This is a genomic window from Acidaminococcus nyctereutis, assembly GCF_052216985.1.
Lineage (GTDB): Bacteria > Bacillota > Negativicutes > Acidaminococcales > Acidaminococcaceae > Acidaminococcus > Acidaminococcus fermentans_A.
Genome location: NZ_JBQOUY010000027.1, coordinates 1 through 15,071, shown reverse-complemented (window position 1 = coordinate 15,071; position 15,071 = coordinate 1). Strand labels below are relative to the sequence as shown.

Here is a 15,071-nt window from a genome sequence, read left to right as displayed (position 1 = left end):
ATGGCCTCCCTTATTCTGCGCTTTCCAGCTGTTTCTTCAGATAGGCTGCAATGGCCGTATCGTATTCCGCCGTATGGGCAAAGGCTTCCTGAGCCAGCATTTTCCGGGTTTTCAGGTCGATGTCGCCCTTTTCCTTCAGCATGTGGATCAGATCTTCATACCGGTCCGGATTGGTGATGATCACCACATCATGGAAATTCTTGGCAGAAGCCCGGACCATGGCCGGACCGCCGATATCGATGTTCTCGATGGCTTCGGCTTCCGTCACATCCGGTTTGGCAATGGTCTCTTGGAAAGGATACAGGTTCACCACCACCAGGTCGATGGGCTGGATGCCGTTCTTCTTCATGTCTTCCATATGTTTGGGGTTGCTGCGCACAGCCAGGATGCCCCCGTGGATCTTCGGGTTCAGGGTCTTCACCCGGCCGTCCATCATCTCCGGGGTGCCGGTCACGTCGCTCACATAGGTCACCGGGACTCCGGCTTCTTTCAGCACCTTCATGGTGCCGCCGGTAGAGATGATCTCCACCCCGTTATTGCTGAGGAAATACCCCAGCTTCACAATGCCCGTCTTATTGGAAACACTCAGTAATGCTCTGCGAATCTTTAACATGGATCGTTCTCCTTATTTCCGGATTTTCACTTTCCGGCCGTTGACAGTCAGCCGGTCTTCCGCCCACAGCTTCACCACTTCCGGCAGGATGGTATGTTCCTGGACCAGGATCCGGGCCGCCAGGGTATCATGGGTATCTTCGTCCAGCACCGGCACAGCAGCCTGCATGATGATGGGCCCGGTGTCCATCCCGGCATCCACAAAGTGGACGGTGCAGCCGGCGAGCTTCACCCCATAGTTCAGGGCCTGTCCCTGGGCGTCCAGCCCAGTAAAAGACGGCAGCAAGGCCGGATGGATGTTGATGATCTTATGGTACCAGGAATTCACGAAATCCCCACTGAGGATGCGCATGAACCCGGCCAGCACCACCAGTTCCACCCCGGCTTCCCGGAGAGTCTTGTCGATGGCCGCTTCGAAGGACGGCTTGTCCACGAAGTCCTGGCGGGCGATGGCAAAATGGGGGATCCCCATCTTCTCCGCCCGTTCCAGAGCATAGGCCTCCGGACTGTCGCTGATCACCACGGCAATCTCGATGGGCAGGTCTTCTTTTTTGATCTTGTCGGCCACCGCCTGGAAATTGCTGCCCCGGCCGCTGACCAGCACCCCGATTTTCCGTTTATTCACCGAAAGCCCCGCCTTTCATGACGGTCTTCTTGGTCCCAGGCACCACCTGGCCCAGTTCGTAGAAGGTCTCGCCGTTTTCTTTCAAATGGGCCCGGACGGCGTCGGCTTCAGCAGGATCCACCACCAGCACCATCCCCACCCCCATGTTGAAGGTCCGGTACATTTCTTTCACCGGTACATTGCCCCATTCCTGGAGTTTCTGGAACACAGCAGGCACTTCCCAGGCATCTGCATGGACTTCCGCGTCGCAGTCTGCCGGCAGGATCCGGGGGATGTTGTCGTAGAAGCCGCCCCCGGTGATGTGGACCATGCCGTGGAGGTCGAATTTCTTAATCATGGGCAGGATGGTCTTGGGATACAGCCGGGTAGGAGTCAGCAGTTCTTCTCCCAAGGTCTTGCCGAATTCCGGGATATAGGTATCCACCGTGAAGCCCTGGGCTTCGAAGCAGATCTTCCGGACCAGGGAGAAGCCGTTGGAATGGACCCCGGTGGAAGGCAGGCCCAGCAGCACGTCCCCGGCCTTCACCTTGTCCCCGGTGATCATCTTGCTCCGTTCCACGACGCCCACGCTGAAGCCGGCGATGTCGTATTCGTCCTTGGCATAGAACCCGGCCATTTCCGCGGTTTCCCCTCCGATCAGGGCGCAGCCGCTTTCCTTGCAGGCATTGGCCACCCCTTTGACGATGTCGGCGATCTTCTGGGATTCCACCTTGGCGGTGGCGATGTAATCCAGGAAGAACAGAGGTTCCGCCCCTTGGACCAGGATATCATTGACGCACATGGCCACGGCGTCCTGGCCGATGGTGTCATGCCGATCCATCATGAAGGCGATCTTCAGCTTGGTGCCTACGCCGTCGGTCCCGGACACCAGCACCGGATCCTGGTATTTGTTCCCCAGGGCGAAGAGGCCCCCGAAGCCCCCCAGGTCCCCGATGACTTCCGGACGGTAAGTAGCCCGGACACTGTCCTTCATCAGTTCTACGGCTTTATTCCCCGCATCGATGTCCACCCCTGCATCTGCGTATGTAATGACCTTTTTCTCGCTCACGCTGTTTCCTCCTTAGCAACCCATCTCAAACTGTAATTTCGATCCCTTTTTCATTTCCGTATCTGCTCCATCCGGATACCGGGAATTGAAGCAGGCATAGCACATATCATCCGGGTCCAGCACGGACAGGCTGGCCCGCAGGCCTTCCATGGTGATGTAATGGAGGCTGTCCGCTTTGATGTACTGGCGGATCTCTTCTTCCGTCTTGCTGGCGGCGATCAGTTCCTTCCGTTCCGAAGTATCGATGCCGTAGAAGCAAGAATCCATCACAGGGGGAGAGCTGATGCACACATGCACGGCGGTGGCGCCCGCATCCCGGAGGAGCTGGACGATCTTGCCGCTGGTAGTGCCCCGGACGATGGAGTCATCCACCATCACCACGGATTTGCCCGCCACCAGACTCCGGTTGGCATTCAGTTTCAGCCGCACCGCATTGAGGCGCTGTTTCTGGGTGGGCTGGATGAAGGTCCGGCCGATATATTTGTTCTTGGTAAGCCCTTCTACAAAGGGGATGCCCGCTTCCAGGCCATAGCCGATGGCAGCCGGCGTGCCGGAATCCGGGACGGAGATCACCACATCCGCCTTGATGTCTTTGGTTTCCCGGGCCAGGATCCGCCCCATGTTCAGACGGGCCTGATAGACACTTTCTCCGTCGATGATGCTATCGGGCCGGGCGAAATACACATATTCGAAGATGCAGTGGGCGCAGTGGGCCGGCACATGGGTACTGTACATGACGCTCCTGGGTTCTGCTTCTTCATTGTCGATGATGATCATTTCCCCGGGCTTCACATCCCGCACATAATGGGCCCCCACCAGATCCAGAGCACAGGTCTCGCTGGTCACCACCCAGCCGTGGTCCAACCGTCCCAGGCAGAGAGGACGGAACCCGTAGGGATCCCGGAAGGCGATCAGCTGGTCATCGTTCATGATCAGGATGGCAAAGGCCCCTTTGATGGTATCAGCCGCTTCCGCTACCCGTTCCGGCAGGGTCTTTTTCCGGCTCCGGGCAATGAGGCTCAGGACCACTTCGCTGTCCACGGTAGTCTGGAACACCACTCCGTCTTTTTCCAGCTTTTCCCGGAGTTCCGCTGCATTGGTCAGGTTGCCGTTGTGGCTCATGGCCAGGTTTCCCCCATCGTAGAACACTTTCAAGGGCTGTACATTGTAGGGCATGCTGGCCCCGGTGGTGGAATACCGTACATGGCCGGCAGCAATATAGCCATCCAAGCCCTTAAGACCATCCTTGAACACATCGTTCACCAGGCCCATGCCTTTCTTGATGTGCATGTGCCGGCCGTCAGTCACCGCGATGCCGGCGCTTTCCTGGCCTCTATGCTGGAGGGCGAACAGCCCCCAGTAGGTATTCAGTGCTACATCGTCTTTCTTGGAATAGATGCCGAAGACCCCACATTCTTCATGGAGCTTGTCTTCTGCAAAAAAGTTATCCCCCATAGTTCCTCCCGTTTCCTTATGCTTTGGCAGCGGCGGCTCTGGCCTGGGCCAGTTTTTCCCCTTTGGCCTTCACTTCTTCCTGCATCTTCGCTCTGGCAGCTGCCAGCTTCTGCACCAGTTCCGGATGGGCCCCGGCCAGGATCTCCACGGCGAAGATGGCGGCGTTCTTGGCTCCGTTGATGGCCATGGTGGCTACCGGGATCCCGGAAGGCATCTGGACAAAGCTCAGGAGAGAATCCATCCCATTGAGGGGAGTAGCATTGATGGGGATTCCGATCACCGGCAGGGTCGTATAGGCCGCAATGACCCCTCCCAGATGGGCTGCAGCTCCAGCCGCGGCGATGATGGCTTCCACGCCCCGGTCCCGGGCGCCGGAGGCGAATTCTTTGACCAGTTCCGGAGTCCGGTGGGCACTGGCCACCACCACTTCTACTTCCACCCCGAATTCTTTCAGGGTCTTTTCCGCAGGTTCCAGTACCGGCCAGTCCGAATTGCTTCCCATGATAATTGCTACTTTCATTCGTCAGCACCTCCAATGAAAAAAGGCCCATGATACCGCCCGCACAGCCAGTGTTCAAGTTTCTCAGAGCCAAACCACCACAATAATTTTATACTCCTATTCTATCAATGGACTGTTCCCCTGTCAATGTTTTATCGAACTTTTATAACAGAAGTTACACTATCGTTCGAAATAGCCAGTGGATGTTGCAGGAGCAGCATCTCCCTTTTGGGGGTCTCGAGTCTCGCGTTATGAGGCTCGAGACCCGAGACAGGGAGCTGCACGTTTCGTGCAGCTCCCTGTGCAATATGGTATAATAGGAACCAAAGAGGTGATTCCCATGACACAGCTTATTTTGAAACGGCTTTTTCTGACCCTTCTGACCGCTTTCTCCCTCTGCAGTTCCGTTTGGGCGGCGGGAGCTATCCCTGTGCCCAAACCGGGCCGCATCGGTGCTGCTGTTCCCCGCCCCACAGTACCCATCGGTAATTACCAGCGGCGGAATCCCATCCCTACTCCCGTTTATACCCCTGTGACGCCGTCCCGGCCAGTCCAGGTACAGAAGATCCCCCTGCGGCCCATCGTCCAGCCCATGACGGGCAGCCTAGCCCCCACGGGAGAACAGCTGGGAGTGTTCAAGCCCCAGCTGACCTTATTTTCCTGGGCCTCTCCCCGGGACATCGGGACGCCTGTGGGCCTCTCCCGGCTCCACGATCCATCCTATTCCCTGGCCTGGTGGAAACCGGAATCCGCCATCACCCAGGCCGATGTGGCCCAGAGCCGGCTGGCGAGGTTGATGGAAGAGGTGAAATGAATGAAAAAGAGGGTGTTGCACAGAACGTGCAATACCCTCTTTGATTGCGGCTCGCGGCCCGTGACTCGCGGCCCACGAACGGGGTGTGAATTTTTTCACACCCCCTTTTCATTTCACCCACACAATGGTGGCGCCGAAGCCTCCTTCGTTCAAGGGGGCCATTTCTGTCTTCAGCACGTTGGGATGCTGGTCCAGGTATTCCAGGAGACCTTTCCGGAGCATGCCGGTGCCTTTCCCATGGACCAGCCGGAACCGGTCCATGCCAGCCAGCAGGGCGTCGTCGATGGCCTTATCCACATAGGGGACGGCCTCGTCCACGGTCTTGCCCCGGACATCGATCTGCACCGTGGCATCCTGGGCTTTCTTCACAAACAGATTATGGCCCTGGCTGGTGCTCTTCTTCAGGGTCCGGTGGGTGCTCCGGGGCTGGCTGGGAGCTTCCTTCAGCAGCAGGCAGTCCTTCAGCTTCAGGTTCATCTTCATGATCCCGATCCGCACGGTGACTTCCTTGCCGTTCAAGGCCACAATGGTGCCGCTCTGGCCGATCTTCTTCACGTACACCTTCTTGCCCACCGCCGCATTGCCGCTGGTGAGCCCCTGGCCTTCGGGCATGGGCTTCCCGTCAATGGAGAAGTTCTTGTTCAGCACCTTCCGGGACAGTTCCGCCAGCTGTTCCACCTTCCGGCTTTCCACCATGTCCTGGTTGGCCCGAAGCTCCTTCAGGATGGAAGTGGATTCCCGCCGGGCGTTCCGGTACAGTTCGTCCGCCTGTTCCCGGGCCTTCCGCAAAATGGCGTTCCGGCTCTTTTCCAGGTCTTGTTTCTGGCGGGTCAGTTCGTTCTTCAGGTATTCCGCTTCCCGCTGGAGGGAGGCGATCTCGTCCTTCCGGCTTTCGTACTCCCGGCGCTCCCCTTCCAGGTTCTGGAGCACCCGTTCCATATTGCTGTGGCCTTCCCCGATGAAGGTCTTGGCTTCATCCAGGATCTCCTGGGGCAGCCCCAGCCGTTTGCTGATGTAGAAGGCATTGGAACTGCCGGGCACTCCCATGAGCAGCTTGTAGGTAGGCCGCAGGGTTTCCGGATCGAATTCCACGCTGGCGTTCTCCATGCCTTCATGCTCGTAGGCAAAGGTCTTCAGTTCGCTGTAGTGGGTGGTCATGATGGTGAGCACCTTCTTTTCGTACAGGTACTCGATCATGGCCATGGCCAGGGCCGCCCCTTCAGTGGGATCGGTGCCTACGCACACTTCGTCCACCAGCACCAGGTCCCTTTCCCGGACTTCCTCTAGGATGGAGATCATGTTCTTCATATGGCCGGAGAAAGTGGACAGGCTCTGTTCGATGCTCTGTTCATCCCCGATATCTGCATAGACGCCCCCGAACACTGGCAGGATGGCTTCTTTGGCCGGGACGAACATCCCCGCCTGGGCCATGAGGGCGAACACCCCCACGGTCTTCAAGGCCACGGTCTTTCCCCCGGTGTTGGGCCCGGTGATCAAAAGAGTGGTGAAATCGTCCCCCAGGTTGATGTCCAGAGGTACCACCTTTTCCTGGCCCAGGAGAGGATGGCGTCCCTGGGTGATCCGCAGCCGCTGCTGGAGAATCATCATAGGCCGGCAGCAGTGGAGCTTCTGGGCCAGGGCGGCCTTGGCTCCGATGAGATCCACCTGGGCGGCGATGTCCAGGGAGCTGAGGATATTTTCCGCCTCGCTGTCCACGTGGCCGGTGAGAGTACGGAGGATCCGTTCCACTTCAGCCTGTTCCTCCAGCCGGTATTTCTTGATATCGTTGTTCAGGTTCACCACCGCCATAGGTTCCACGAACAGGGTGGCCCCGCTGGCGCTCTGGTCATGGACCACCCCGGGGAAATTCAGCCGGTATTCCTGTTTGATGGGGATCACGTACCGGTCTTCCCGCATGGTCACCAGGGCGTCCTGGAAGTATTTCTGGTTGTTGGGATCATGGAGCAGGCTGTTCAGCTTGTCCTTCACCCGGTTCTTGGCAGCCAGGATCCCGGTGCGCAGGCCCTGGAGCTTCACAGAAGCATTGTCCTTGATATTGCCCTTTTCATCCAAGGCGCTGGACAGCTGCTTGCTGAGCCGGGTGAAATCCCCCAGCTGGGGACCGTAATCCCGGAGGGCCGGGGCGTTTTCCGTATCTTCCAGCAGGAACTGCTTCAGATGCCGGAGCCCGTCGATGGTATCCCCGATGGCCTTGAAGTCTTCCGGCTCCAGGATGCTCCCCACCCGGGTCCGTTTCACCAGTGGGCTGATATCCGTCATGCCCCCCAGAGGCAGCCGTTTCCCTTCGTCCAGCAGTTGGACGGCCTCAGCCGTTTCCTCCTGGGCTAGCTTCACCTGTTCAAACCGGCTGGAGCTCACCAGGTCCAGGGCCAGTTTCCGACCCAAAGAAGTGCCGGCCTGGTCCGCCAGGAGCGCTTTCACCTTATCGAATTCCAATGTATTGACAGCAAATTTCGCCATGCTTACAAAACTCCTCTGAAATAATGGCCCCGGGTAGTGTGGGGACGGTTTTCTTCCACCTGGGTATCCCCGTCCAGTACACCCCGGTACAGGGCGGTCAGTTCTCCCAGCTCTTCAGCAGTATAGCCCCGTCCGTCGATCCGCAGCCGGGCGATGCCGGTCTTTTCCATTTCCAGCACATTGGCCAGCATGGAGAGCGGGTGCCCGTTGAGCACGTGCATCCGGCCGAACTGGTCCTGCTTCAGGGGGAATTTTTCCTTCTTCCGGTCTTCCAGGAAGCCCTGTTCCTTACAATGATAGCTGCAGGAACCTTTGTCCAGGTTCCCCAGGAAGCTGCCTTCCACGCAGTATTCGCTGACCATCATCTCCAGGGCCCCTTCCGCCAGACATTCGATGGGCAAGGGGCTCTTTTTCACCAGGCCCGCCACCTGCTGGAGGGTCAGTTCCGGGGACAGGGTGATTCCGGAAAAGCCCTGTTCCTGCCAGAACAGGATGCTCTGGCTGTTGTAGGCGTTCATATCGTAATCCAGCCACAGGGGCAGCCCCAGATCCCGGGCCATTTCCACCAACCCGTTGTTGGCAATCAGGAACCCGTCCGGCTGGAGGGCCGCCCACTGGCTGAGGGCATTCCGGAAATACTTCAACTGGCCTTCGCTGACGATCCGGCTGGTGGCAGCCAGCCACTGTTTCCCCCGGGCCCGGACCCACCCGCTGATGGTCCGGTAATCTTCCAGGGTCAAAAGGGGCAGGCTGTAGCTGTCGCCCCCCACCAGCAGCACATCGGCCCCAGCGTCCAAGGCTACCTTAGCCTTGTCCAAGGTATCCACCAGCACGCTGAGCTGGCTGTGCTTCCGGGTGCCATGGTTCTCCCGCTGCCGGAGCACTTCCCGGTGCCACACGGCCTTTTTCCGGGGCGGCAGGAAGGCATCCAGCCGTTTCTGGGTCAGTTCCTCCACCGCAGCCCGGCGGGCTTCGTTGATTTCGCTTATGGGCACCATGATCCCGTCATCCAGGTGGCAGATCAGTTCGCCCAGGGCAAATTCCGTAGTCCCCAACCGGTCCAGCTGTTTCCGGACAGTGGCTTCATCCAGGGCGTGCTTCCGGGCCTTTTCTACGATGAATCCGGTGTGGGCGGTGCCGGTGTTCCCCTCTTCATCAGTGACAGTGACTTCCATGGGCTGGCCTAGACGGGCGGTGACTTCCGCATACAGGGGGATCCGTTTCTTGTGGTCTTCCCCGAAATACTGGGCGGCGTACTGCATCAGTTCGTTGTCATAGGTCCGGAACACCCGGTCGTTGAGCCGGATGCCCCGGGGCACAGGGATGGTGACACTGCTGCCGGAGCGGGCCACCGGCACCGGTTTGCCGTTGACGGTCATATGGTCTACGGAAGTGCCCACCCGGCCCCCTACGCTTACCCAGAATTCCAGTCCGTCTCCCAGGTGCAGGTCCCGGTCCAGCTTCAGGGTGCCGGCGGTATGGTCCTTGTTCAGGCTCTGGACCCGGCCCAAGAGCACCCCCCGGTTGTTGGGCCGCCGGTCGCTCATCATGGTCCGGCCGGGTCTCTTCACCATATAGGCAGTGGTAAAGTCACGGTTGAAGATCTGTTCGATGTTGTCCCGGTCTTCCTGGGGCACTTCATAATGGCCGGCCAGATAGCTGTCGATGGCCCGGCGGTAAATATCCGTCACCACCGCCACGTATTCCGGCCGCTTCATCCGGCCTTCGATCTTGAAGGAACGGATGCCGGTCTCGATCAGCTGGGGCAGCACATCCAGGGTATTCAAATCCTTGGTGGACAGGAGGTAATGGCCCGCATCCACCTTGGCCAGCATGTCCTTTCCCTCTTTGTTCACCAGGGTGTAGGGCAGCCGGCAGGGCTGGGCGCACCGGCCCCGGTTGCCACTGCGGCCTCCGATCAGGCTGCTCATCAGGCACTGGCCGCTGTAGCACACGCACAGGGCCCCATGCATGAACCCTTCGATCTTGCCAGGAGTGGTGCTGCAGATGGTCTTCAGGTCCTTCAGGGTGGTTTCCCGAGCCATCACCGCCTGTTCCATGCCGTTGTGGTAGGTGAACACCGCTCCGGCGGAATTGGTCACCGTCATCTGGGTACTGGCGTGGAGGGGCAGTTCCGGGGCCACCTGCCGAGCCACCCGGATCACCCCCAGATCCTGGACGATGATCCCGTCCACCCCGATATTGTTCAGAAAGCACAAGTATTCTCCCAGGTCGGGCATTTCAGCATCATCCACCAGGGTGTTCACCGTTACATAGATCCGCACCCGATGGAGATGGGCAAAGCGGATGGCCCGGGTCATTTCTTCCGGTCCGAAGTTTTCCGCGTAGGCCCGGGCCCCAAAATGGCTCCCGCCCAGGTATACCGCATCGGCACCGGCGAAGACAGCCGCTTCCAGGGCTTCCCAGGTACCTGCTGGGGACAGCAGTTCGATATCTTTTCTTTCCATGATTGCTCCTTCTATTCCTTCTCAAAAGGGAAAGTTTCCCGTTAATCCTTCATCCATGACTTTTTATTTTACCATATTCTTCCAGCTCTGGCCAGCGCCCCCGGGACGCAGGGATATAAGAAAGGGAGGAGGTGTAGAAAAATTCACACCCCCTCCCTTTCTTATGCCCCTGCTCTACCGTACCTGGAACTTGAACACCCGTTCCCGCAAAGGAACTGCCATGTTCTTGCCATAGACGGCCTTGATCTGGTAACCCCCGGGCTGGGTAAAGCTGGCGAACAGGATGGTGACCCCTGGGGATCCAGCCTGCCCTGTAGGGTTCAGGAGAGGCAGGGTAAAAGAATGGCCCAAGTTGACGAATCCCGGCTGGCTGCTCTGGTCCACCAGCACCCACTGGTTCCCACTGGTAGGATTGGCTTCCATGTACAGAGCCACCAGTTCCCCGGCCTTCAGGTCCAGTGTCATGTCTTCCGCAGCGCTGTCCAGTTTATAGCTGGTCAGCAGCCGGGCTCCTTCTGCTACATTGATGGCCTTCAACAGCTTCGTATAGGGAATCGTGGTATCCAGAGGTCCTTCCGGATGGGAAGCAATCTGGACGCCGTTTTCCGCGAACACATACTCTTTGCCCTGGAGATACTGGGCATATTCCGCTGCATTGGTATACAGCAGATCCTTATCCTCCAGGACTTTGCCCCCGGATACATCCAGGTTCAATCCCCCGTAGACCGTCCGTTCCCCTTCTGCCTTCAGGATCACGCTGAACAGCGTGGGCCGGTTCATGGTCACTTCATAGGAAAGGACAGCCTTGCCTCCTGCAGCCTTGCCCAAGGCATTGGCTTTTTCCTTGATCAGATGGTTCAGGTTGTTCTGCTGGTACGCTTCCTTCAGCCCATCCACAAAGGGGACCTGGCCGGAAGCCTTCCCTTCGGAATAGTCCTGGCGCAGCAGTGTGGTATGGCCAAAAGCCAAAACAGGCAGAGGCAGGGCCAGGGTGATCCCCAAGACCAGGGCTGCTGCCGATCGTTTCATATGCATGGATGGATTCCTCCTTCGAGGGGCACAGCCGTCCCCGATTCTTTTCTTTTATTGTACACGAATTTGGAGGAAAGAAGGATGAAGATTTGAAGAACTAAAACACATACCGGGTATGGAACGGCTCCAAGACGGTGCGGTCCGGTTGGAATACGGCTTTTTCGTGGAGGCGGATATCCCTGCGGCTGGCCAGGATGCCTCTGACAAAAGCCCCTTCGTCCAGGGAAATGCCGCCGGTGGCATACAGATAGGCCTTGTCCAAGCGTACCTCCCTTCCCACCTGCAGCTTCCCGAAGACCAGGATCCGAAAATCGCCTTTTGCGGCAAACGGAGCTTCCAAGGTCAGATCCCGGCCGTGGACCAGCACTGCCCGGCCTCGGAGAGGGCTTCCCCCGCTCCAGGAAAGCCGCTCCGTCCCATAACAGAATTGCCCTTCCAGGGGCATTTCCCTCCTCCTGGCATCCGGCAGGGGCCAGCTCCTGACCTGGGAAAACACCTTTTCCTTAGCGTACAAGGCGTGTTCTGCCCAGCCGTTGGCCCAGATCCCCGTTTCCGGGAAAGCTTTCTCCCCTTCTGTACCCGGCATGGTGATTTCATACCGGCTGCCCTGCATCACAGGTTCCCCGGTCCTATGGCGGAGCTGGAGCCGTTCCTGCCGGAGCAGGTCCTGGGTCCCGCCTTTGGTTTCCAAGACAAGAGAGACTTCCGGGCTGTGGGTGCCCCAGGAAACCGGCGGCAGCCTGCATTCTCCATAAGCTGCGAAAAAAGGTTCCCCTTCCCGGATCCGAGCCAGGCTTTTCACCAAGATGGCCCACTGCCGGCTCTCCTGCTGGAGTTTCTGGGTTTCCAGATCCTGGACCGCCAGGCGCAGGAGTGCCCAGGAAAAACTCCCCAGGAGAGCCAGCCCTGCCAGCAGCAAGGGGGTGAGCATCCCGGGCACCCGTTTACTGACCATAGGAAAACACCTCCTGGAATCTTTTTTTCACCCCCGTCTTCCGGTGGACCAGGGTCATTTTCCACAAAAGTCTCCCAGGGGCTGTCTGTTCCACCTGGAAACCTGTGACAGCGATATGCTCCGGGGAAATCGGATTGACCCCGGATTTCCTGCCTTGGGGGTTCCAGGTCCGCCGGTACAGGACAGGACAGCGGGAGGAAGGAGATTCCTTCACATAATAATCCCGCCGGGCGAACCCCGGTCCTCCATAGCACCGCACCACGGTTCCTTCCGGCCCTTCCGCCACCTGCACCTGTTCTACATCGAAAAGGAACCGAGCCTCCAGACGGGCATGGAGATCCTGTTCTATCCGGTCCATTTCCGCCTGGAGACAGAGCTGGCCCAGGGCTCGATATCCATGGGGAACTGCCTGAAGGAGCAGCCCCAGGAGAGCCATGCCCAGGAAAAGTGCCAGATAGCCTTCAGCCACCAGGCTTCCCGGGATCTTTTTCATAGCACCCATAGGTACAAAGGTTCCTTTCTCCCTGGCGAAGGGTCACTTTCCGCAGCACAACCCCCGGCATCCCTTCCACAGGGTCCCGCCGGATTTCTGCCTGGAACACGTTTTCCCAAGGGGGAGGCAGGGTCCCGTTATCCAGCAGGTACACTGCTGCCCGGCTGGCTTCTTCCAGCGTACGCCGTGCCAAGCAGGATTTCAGTCCCGCCTGGAACATTTCCAGGGCCATGAGCCCTCCCAATAAGACACACAGACAGGCTGCCAGTCCATCCAGCAGCAGGAAGCCTGCCTCTTTCTTACGGTGTCCCATAACTCATCCTCCCGGTCACCGGTTCAAAAGTCAGCGTCTGCTCCAGCCCAGGCCGGGATACGTGCCGAAGGGTCAGGGTCAGGGGCGCTTCCACATTCCCCCCCGGCGTGAAGCCCCCGCCAGCCCCGGAAAGGACGATTCCCTGGAGTCCCATCCGGGGAAAGTCCAGGATGGTTTTCCGCCGGGTCCCGGCTGTTGCATAGAACTTTTCCCCATCCGGAGTGCAGCGGAAGCGGATATCATAATGGTGAAGATATTGGGTCCGCTGCTGGAGGGAAGTCAGGGCACCGGCCAAAGCCCGTTCTGCCAAGAGCATCTGTCCCTGGAAAAGCCAGATCCTCCCCAGCCCCAGACAGGGAAGGAGGAGCCCCAGACCCACAAGAGCCAGGCTCATCCCCAACAGGAGATCGGCCAGGAAGAATCCTGGCCGCCGTTTCCTTTCCTTTTTCATGGTTTCTCTCCGGAAGCGTTTCCCTGTTTTTCTCCCAGCTGGTCGCTGCGCACCGTATTGCCATTGCTCAGCTGTGCGGTGAAAATGACCGGATCAGCAGCCCCATCCTGGATCTGGATCCCCTTATAGTCTCGGTTGGGTACGTACTTCCCTTCCACCAGGGCAGCCAACGTCACTTCTTCCCCGCCTTTCTCCATCCGATACAGCTGGGCTCCGCTTTCCAGCAGGGCCATGTCCGAGATCAGCTGGGTGTCCCTGGACTTATTGATGGCATTGCGGATGGACGGCAGCAAAAAGGCAGCCAGGCCGCCTACGATGGCCAGGACCGCCATCAGCTCGATCAGGGTAAAACCAGGTTTCTTTTTCCGTTGGATCGTCTCGTTGCAAGTCATGTTCTTCTTCTCCTTTCAGTTCAATAAGGGCAGACCCTGGATCAGATCACACAGGGGGGACAAGAGGAGGGCCATGAGGCTGGCGCAGCCTCCTGCCAACAGGACCAGCAGGGCCGGTTCCAAAAGGGTCTTCCCGTTCTTCAGCCTGCTCTGGAAATCCTGGTCCAGGATATGGGCTGCTTCCATCAACAGGGCCGGCAGCTGGCCGCTCTCTTCCCCCAGGGCCATGAATTCTACCGTTAAGGGACTGTACAGCAAGGGTGCCTGTCGGGCTGCATCTGCCAGGGAGGATCCAGACAGGACGGCCCGCTCCAGCCTGGCCGCCTGGATCCGAAAAATCCCGGCCGGCAGGATCCCTGCAGCCTGGGGAAGGGCCTGATCCAAGGGCAGTCCGCCCCGCAGGAGCAGTGCCAGGAGCCGTAAGAAACGGATTTCCCAAAAGGACCGGACCAGCCGGGATACCAGGGGACAGGAGAGCAGCCAGCGTTCTCTCCATTTCCAGAGGGAAAGAGAGAGACCCCCCAGGGCCAGACCTCCTAACAGCAGGAACAGAGGCTGGCTCTGGAAAAACCGCTGCACAGCCAAGAGACCCTGGAATCCCCTGCCAGGCTGCAGCCCCAAGGAGGCGTACAGATCTCCAAACAAAGGCAGCAGCCACCAGCAGAAACAGACCGTGATGACCAGGGCCAGGCACAGGACTAGAGCTGGATACAAGCAGGCTTGGAGGATTGTTTTCTGATTCTCCCGTTTTTTCTGATAAAAAAGAGCCAATTGTTGGAAAATAAATGGCAACTGCCCGCTGTTCTCTCCTGCTTCGGCCAAAGGCGCTGCCAAGTCCCCTGCCTGTCTTTTCTGCCGGGCCAGCACCTGGGAAAGAGACATCCCCCGCTGCAGATCCCGTTCCAGCGCTCGGCAGAAAGCCGCAGCTCCCAGGGATCCGTGTCCCTCCAGGGCCCGCAGAGCCCGGAGGATGGGCAGCCCGCCCTGGAGCAGGAGTCCCAGCTTGCGGAAAAAAGTCTCCCGTTCCAGATTGGACAGTCCTTTCCCTCCCAGGAAGAGCTTCCGGAGCGGACTGACCGGACGGACCTGCAGGATATGAGGGAACTGACCGGCCAGTTCCAGCCCCGCATCCTGGAGGCTTTCTGCAGCCATGATCCCTTGCAGGACTCTCCCTTCCCGGTTCCTGGCTTTCCAGCTGTAATAGGGCATTTCTTCACCTCCCTTCTCTTACTCCCTTTCGGGACAGAAAGGAAAAATCCTTCCCACACCGTCATTAAGTGCAAGAAAATCGGCATTTCGTGAAAAAAGGTTCTTTGTCAAATGTTGGGGTAAGCTCCAATTCATCTACCACACACGGACGTGAGCGATTTTTGCTCATGTCTGTTTTTATTTTAATTTCACCATCGAAAGCAGTAAAATCCGAGAACGGAATC

Annotated in this window: 15 protein-coding genes; 1 reads left to right on the top strand and 14 read right to left on the bottom strand. The window is 58.5% G+C overall.

From position 1 onward, the window contains the following. Window positions 1–10: 10 nt before the first annotated feature. From ACTUHY_RS10760 to purE, 5 genes are read right to left on the bottom strand one after another with little or no spacing between them, the layout of a single operon-like run. Window positions 11–613 carry an IMP cyclohydrolase gene (locus ACTUHY_RS10760; RefSeq protein WP_278675694.1) on the bottom strand — a complete coding sequence of 201 codons (603 nt, stop codon included), beginning with the start codon at window positions 611–613 and terminating at the stop codon, window positions 11–13. A 12-nt stretch (window positions 614–625) separates the two neighbouring features. Then, entirely contained in the window at window positions 626–1,237 is a 612-nt protein-coding gene (gene purN, locus ACTUHY_RS10755) for a phosphoribosylglycinamide formyltransferase (protein WP_442827711.1), read from the bottom strand. Beyond that, complete coding sequence (purM, locus tag ACTUHY_RS10750; protein WP_442827710.1) at window positions 1,230–2,285, bottom strand: phosphoribosylformylglycinamidine cyclo-ligase; 1,056 nt, start codon at window positions 2,283–2,285, stop codon at window positions 1,230–1,232. The genes purN and purM overlap by 8 nt, the downstream gene beginning before the upstream one ends. A gap of 12 nt (window positions 2,286–2,297) precedes the next feature. Continuing rightward, the gene (gene purF / locus ACTUHY_RS10745) at window positions 2,298–3,740 is read right to left on the bottom strand and encodes an amidophosphoribosyltransferase (protein WP_442827709.1); all 1,443 of its coding nucleotides are present in this window, start codon (window positions 3,738–3,740) and stop codon (window positions 2,298–2,300) included. Window positions 3,741–3,756: 16 nt separating this feature from the next. Continuing rightward, window positions 3,757–4,260 carry a 5-(carboxyamino)imidazole ribonucleotide mutase gene (gene purE / locus ACTUHY_RS10740; RefSeq protein WP_442827708.1) on the bottom strand — a complete coding sequence of 168 codons (504 nt, stop codon included), beginning with the start codon at window positions 4,258–4,260 and terminating at the stop codon, window positions 3,757–3,759. Between the two features lie 319 nt (window positions 4,261–4,579). On the opposite strand from purE, the gene ACTUHY_RS10735 reads away from it, so the two are divergent. Then, window positions 4,580–5,053: a hypothetical protein gene (locus ACTUHY_RS10735; protein ID WP_442827707.1), complete on the top strand. Its 474-nt coding sequence runs from the start codon at window positions 4,580–4,582 to the stop codon at window positions 5,051–5,053. A 108-nt stretch (window positions 5,054–5,161) separates the two neighbouring features. Here ACTUHY_RS10735 and ACTUHY_RS10730 read toward each other — a convergent pair whose 3' ends face one another. From ACTUHY_RS10730 to ACTUHY_RS10690, 9 genes are all read right to left on the bottom strand, one after another. Continuing rightward, window positions 5,162–7,534: an endonuclease MutS2 gene (locus tag ACTUHY_RS10730; protein ID WP_442827706.1), complete on the bottom strand. Its 2,373-nt coding sequence runs from the start codon at window positions 7,532–7,534 to the stop codon at window positions 5,162–5,164. Window positions 7,535–7,536: 2 nt separating this feature from the next. Then, window positions 7,537–10,002, bottom strand: coding sequence for a U32 family peptidase (locus ACTUHY_RS10725; protein ID WP_442827705.1), 2,466 nt, complete (start codon window positions 10,000–10,002; stop codon window positions 7,537–7,539). 174 nt (window positions 10,003–10,176) lie between these two features. Then, a complete protein-coding gene (locus ACTUHY_RS10720) occupies window positions 10,177–11,037 on the bottom strand; it encodes a protease inhibitor I42 family protein (RefSeq protein ID WP_442827704.1) in 861 nt (286 codons plus the stop codon). A gap of 94 nt (window positions 11,038–11,131) precedes the next feature. Further along, entirely contained in the window at window positions 11,132–11,989 is an 858-nt protein-coding gene (locus ACTUHY_RS10715) for a hypothetical protein (RefSeq protein ID WP_442827703.1), read from the bottom strand. After that, window positions 11,979–12,482, bottom strand: a complete 504-nt coding sequence (locus ACTUHY_RS10710; protein ID WP_442827702.1) for a hypothetical protein — start codon at window positions 12,480–12,482, stop codon at window positions 11,979–11,981. The genes ACTUHY_RS10715 and ACTUHY_RS10710 overlap by 11 nt, the downstream gene beginning before the upstream one ends. Continuing rightward, complete coding sequence (locus tag ACTUHY_RS10705; protein WP_442827701.1) at window positions 12,451–12,795, bottom strand: hypothetical protein; 345 nt, start codon at window positions 12,793–12,795, stop codon at window positions 12,451–12,453. The genes ACTUHY_RS10710 and ACTUHY_RS10705 overlap by 32 nt, the downstream gene beginning before the upstream one ends. Continuing rightward, window positions 12,782–13,246, bottom strand: a complete 465-nt coding sequence (locus ACTUHY_RS10700) for a hypothetical protein (protein WP_442827700.1) — start codon at window positions 13,244–13,246, stop codon at window positions 12,782–12,784. The genes ACTUHY_RS10705 and ACTUHY_RS10700 overlap by 14 nt, the downstream gene beginning before the upstream one ends. After that, the gene (locus ACTUHY_RS10695) at window positions 13,243–13,638 is read right to left on the bottom strand and encodes a type II secretion system protein (RefSeq protein ID WP_278675996.1); all 396 of its coding nucleotides are present in this window, start codon (window positions 13,636–13,638) and stop codon (window positions 13,243–13,245) included. Before ACTUHY_RS10695 ends, ACTUHY_RS10700 begins: the two co-directional genes overlap by 4 nt. Window positions 13,639–13,653: 15 nt before the next feature. Next, window positions 13,654–14,847, bottom strand: coding sequence for a type II secretion system F family protein (locus ACTUHY_RS10690; protein ID WP_442827699.1), 1,194 nt, complete (start codon window positions 14,845–14,847; stop codon window positions 13,654–13,656). Window positions 14,848–15,071 lie beyond the last annotated feature (224 nt).

Excerpts from the sequence above, each read along its gene's own strand:
- ACTUHY_RS10760 (WP_278675694.1), bottom strand. The coding sequence starts at position 613 with ATGTTAAAGATTCGCAGAGCATTACTGAGTGTTTCCAATAAGACGGGC.
- purF (WP_442827709.1), bottom strand. The coding sequence starts at position 3,740 with ATGGGGGATAACTTTTTTGCAGAAGACAAGCTCCATGAAGAATGTGGG.
- purE (WP_442827708.1), bottom strand. The coding sequence starts at position 4,260 with ATGAAAGTAGCAATTATCATGGGAAGCAATTCGGACTGGCCGGTACTG.
- ACTUHY_RS10735 (WP_442827707.1), top strand. The coding sequence starts at position 4,580 with ATGACACAGCTTATTTTGAAACGGCTTTTTCTGACCCTTCTGACCGCT.
- ACTUHY_RS10730 (WP_442827706.1), bottom strand. The coding sequence starts at position 7,534 with ATGGCGAAATTTGCTGTCAATACATTGGAATTCGATAAGGTGAAAGCG.
- ACTUHY_RS10725 (WP_442827705.1), bottom strand. The coding sequence starts at position 10,002 with ATGGAAAGAAAAGATATCGAACTGCTGTCCCCAGCAGGTACCTGGGAA.
- ACTUHY_RS10720 (WP_442827704.1), bottom strand. The coding sequence starts at position 11,037 with ATGCATATGAAACGATCGGCAGCAGCCCTGGTCTTGGGGATCACCCTG.
- ACTUHY_RS10715 (WP_442827703.1), bottom strand. The coding sequence starts at position 11,989 with ATGGTCAGTAAACGGGTGCCCGGGATGCTCACCCCCTTGCTGCTGGCA.
- ACTUHY_RS10710 (WP_442827702.1), bottom strand. The coding sequence starts at position 12,482 with ATGAAAAAGATCCCGGGAAGCCTGGTGGCTGAAGGCTATCTGGCACTT.
- ACTUHY_RS10705 (WP_442827701.1), bottom strand. The coding sequence starts at position 12,795 with ATGGGACACCGTAAGAAAGAGGCAGGCTTCCTGCTGCTGGATGGACTG.
- ACTUHY_RS10700 (WP_442827700.1), bottom strand. The coding sequence starts at position 13,246 with ATGAAAAAGGAAAGGAAACGGCGGCCAGGATTCTTCCTGGCCGATCTC.
- ACTUHY_RS10695 (WP_278675996.1), bottom strand. The coding sequence starts at position 13,638 with ATGACTTGCAACGAGACGATCCAACGGAAAAAGAAACCTGGTTTTACC.
- ACTUHY_RS10690 (WP_442827699.1), bottom strand. The coding sequence starts at position 14,847 with ATGCCCTATTACAGCTGGAAAGCCAGGAACCGGGAAGGGAGAGTCCTG.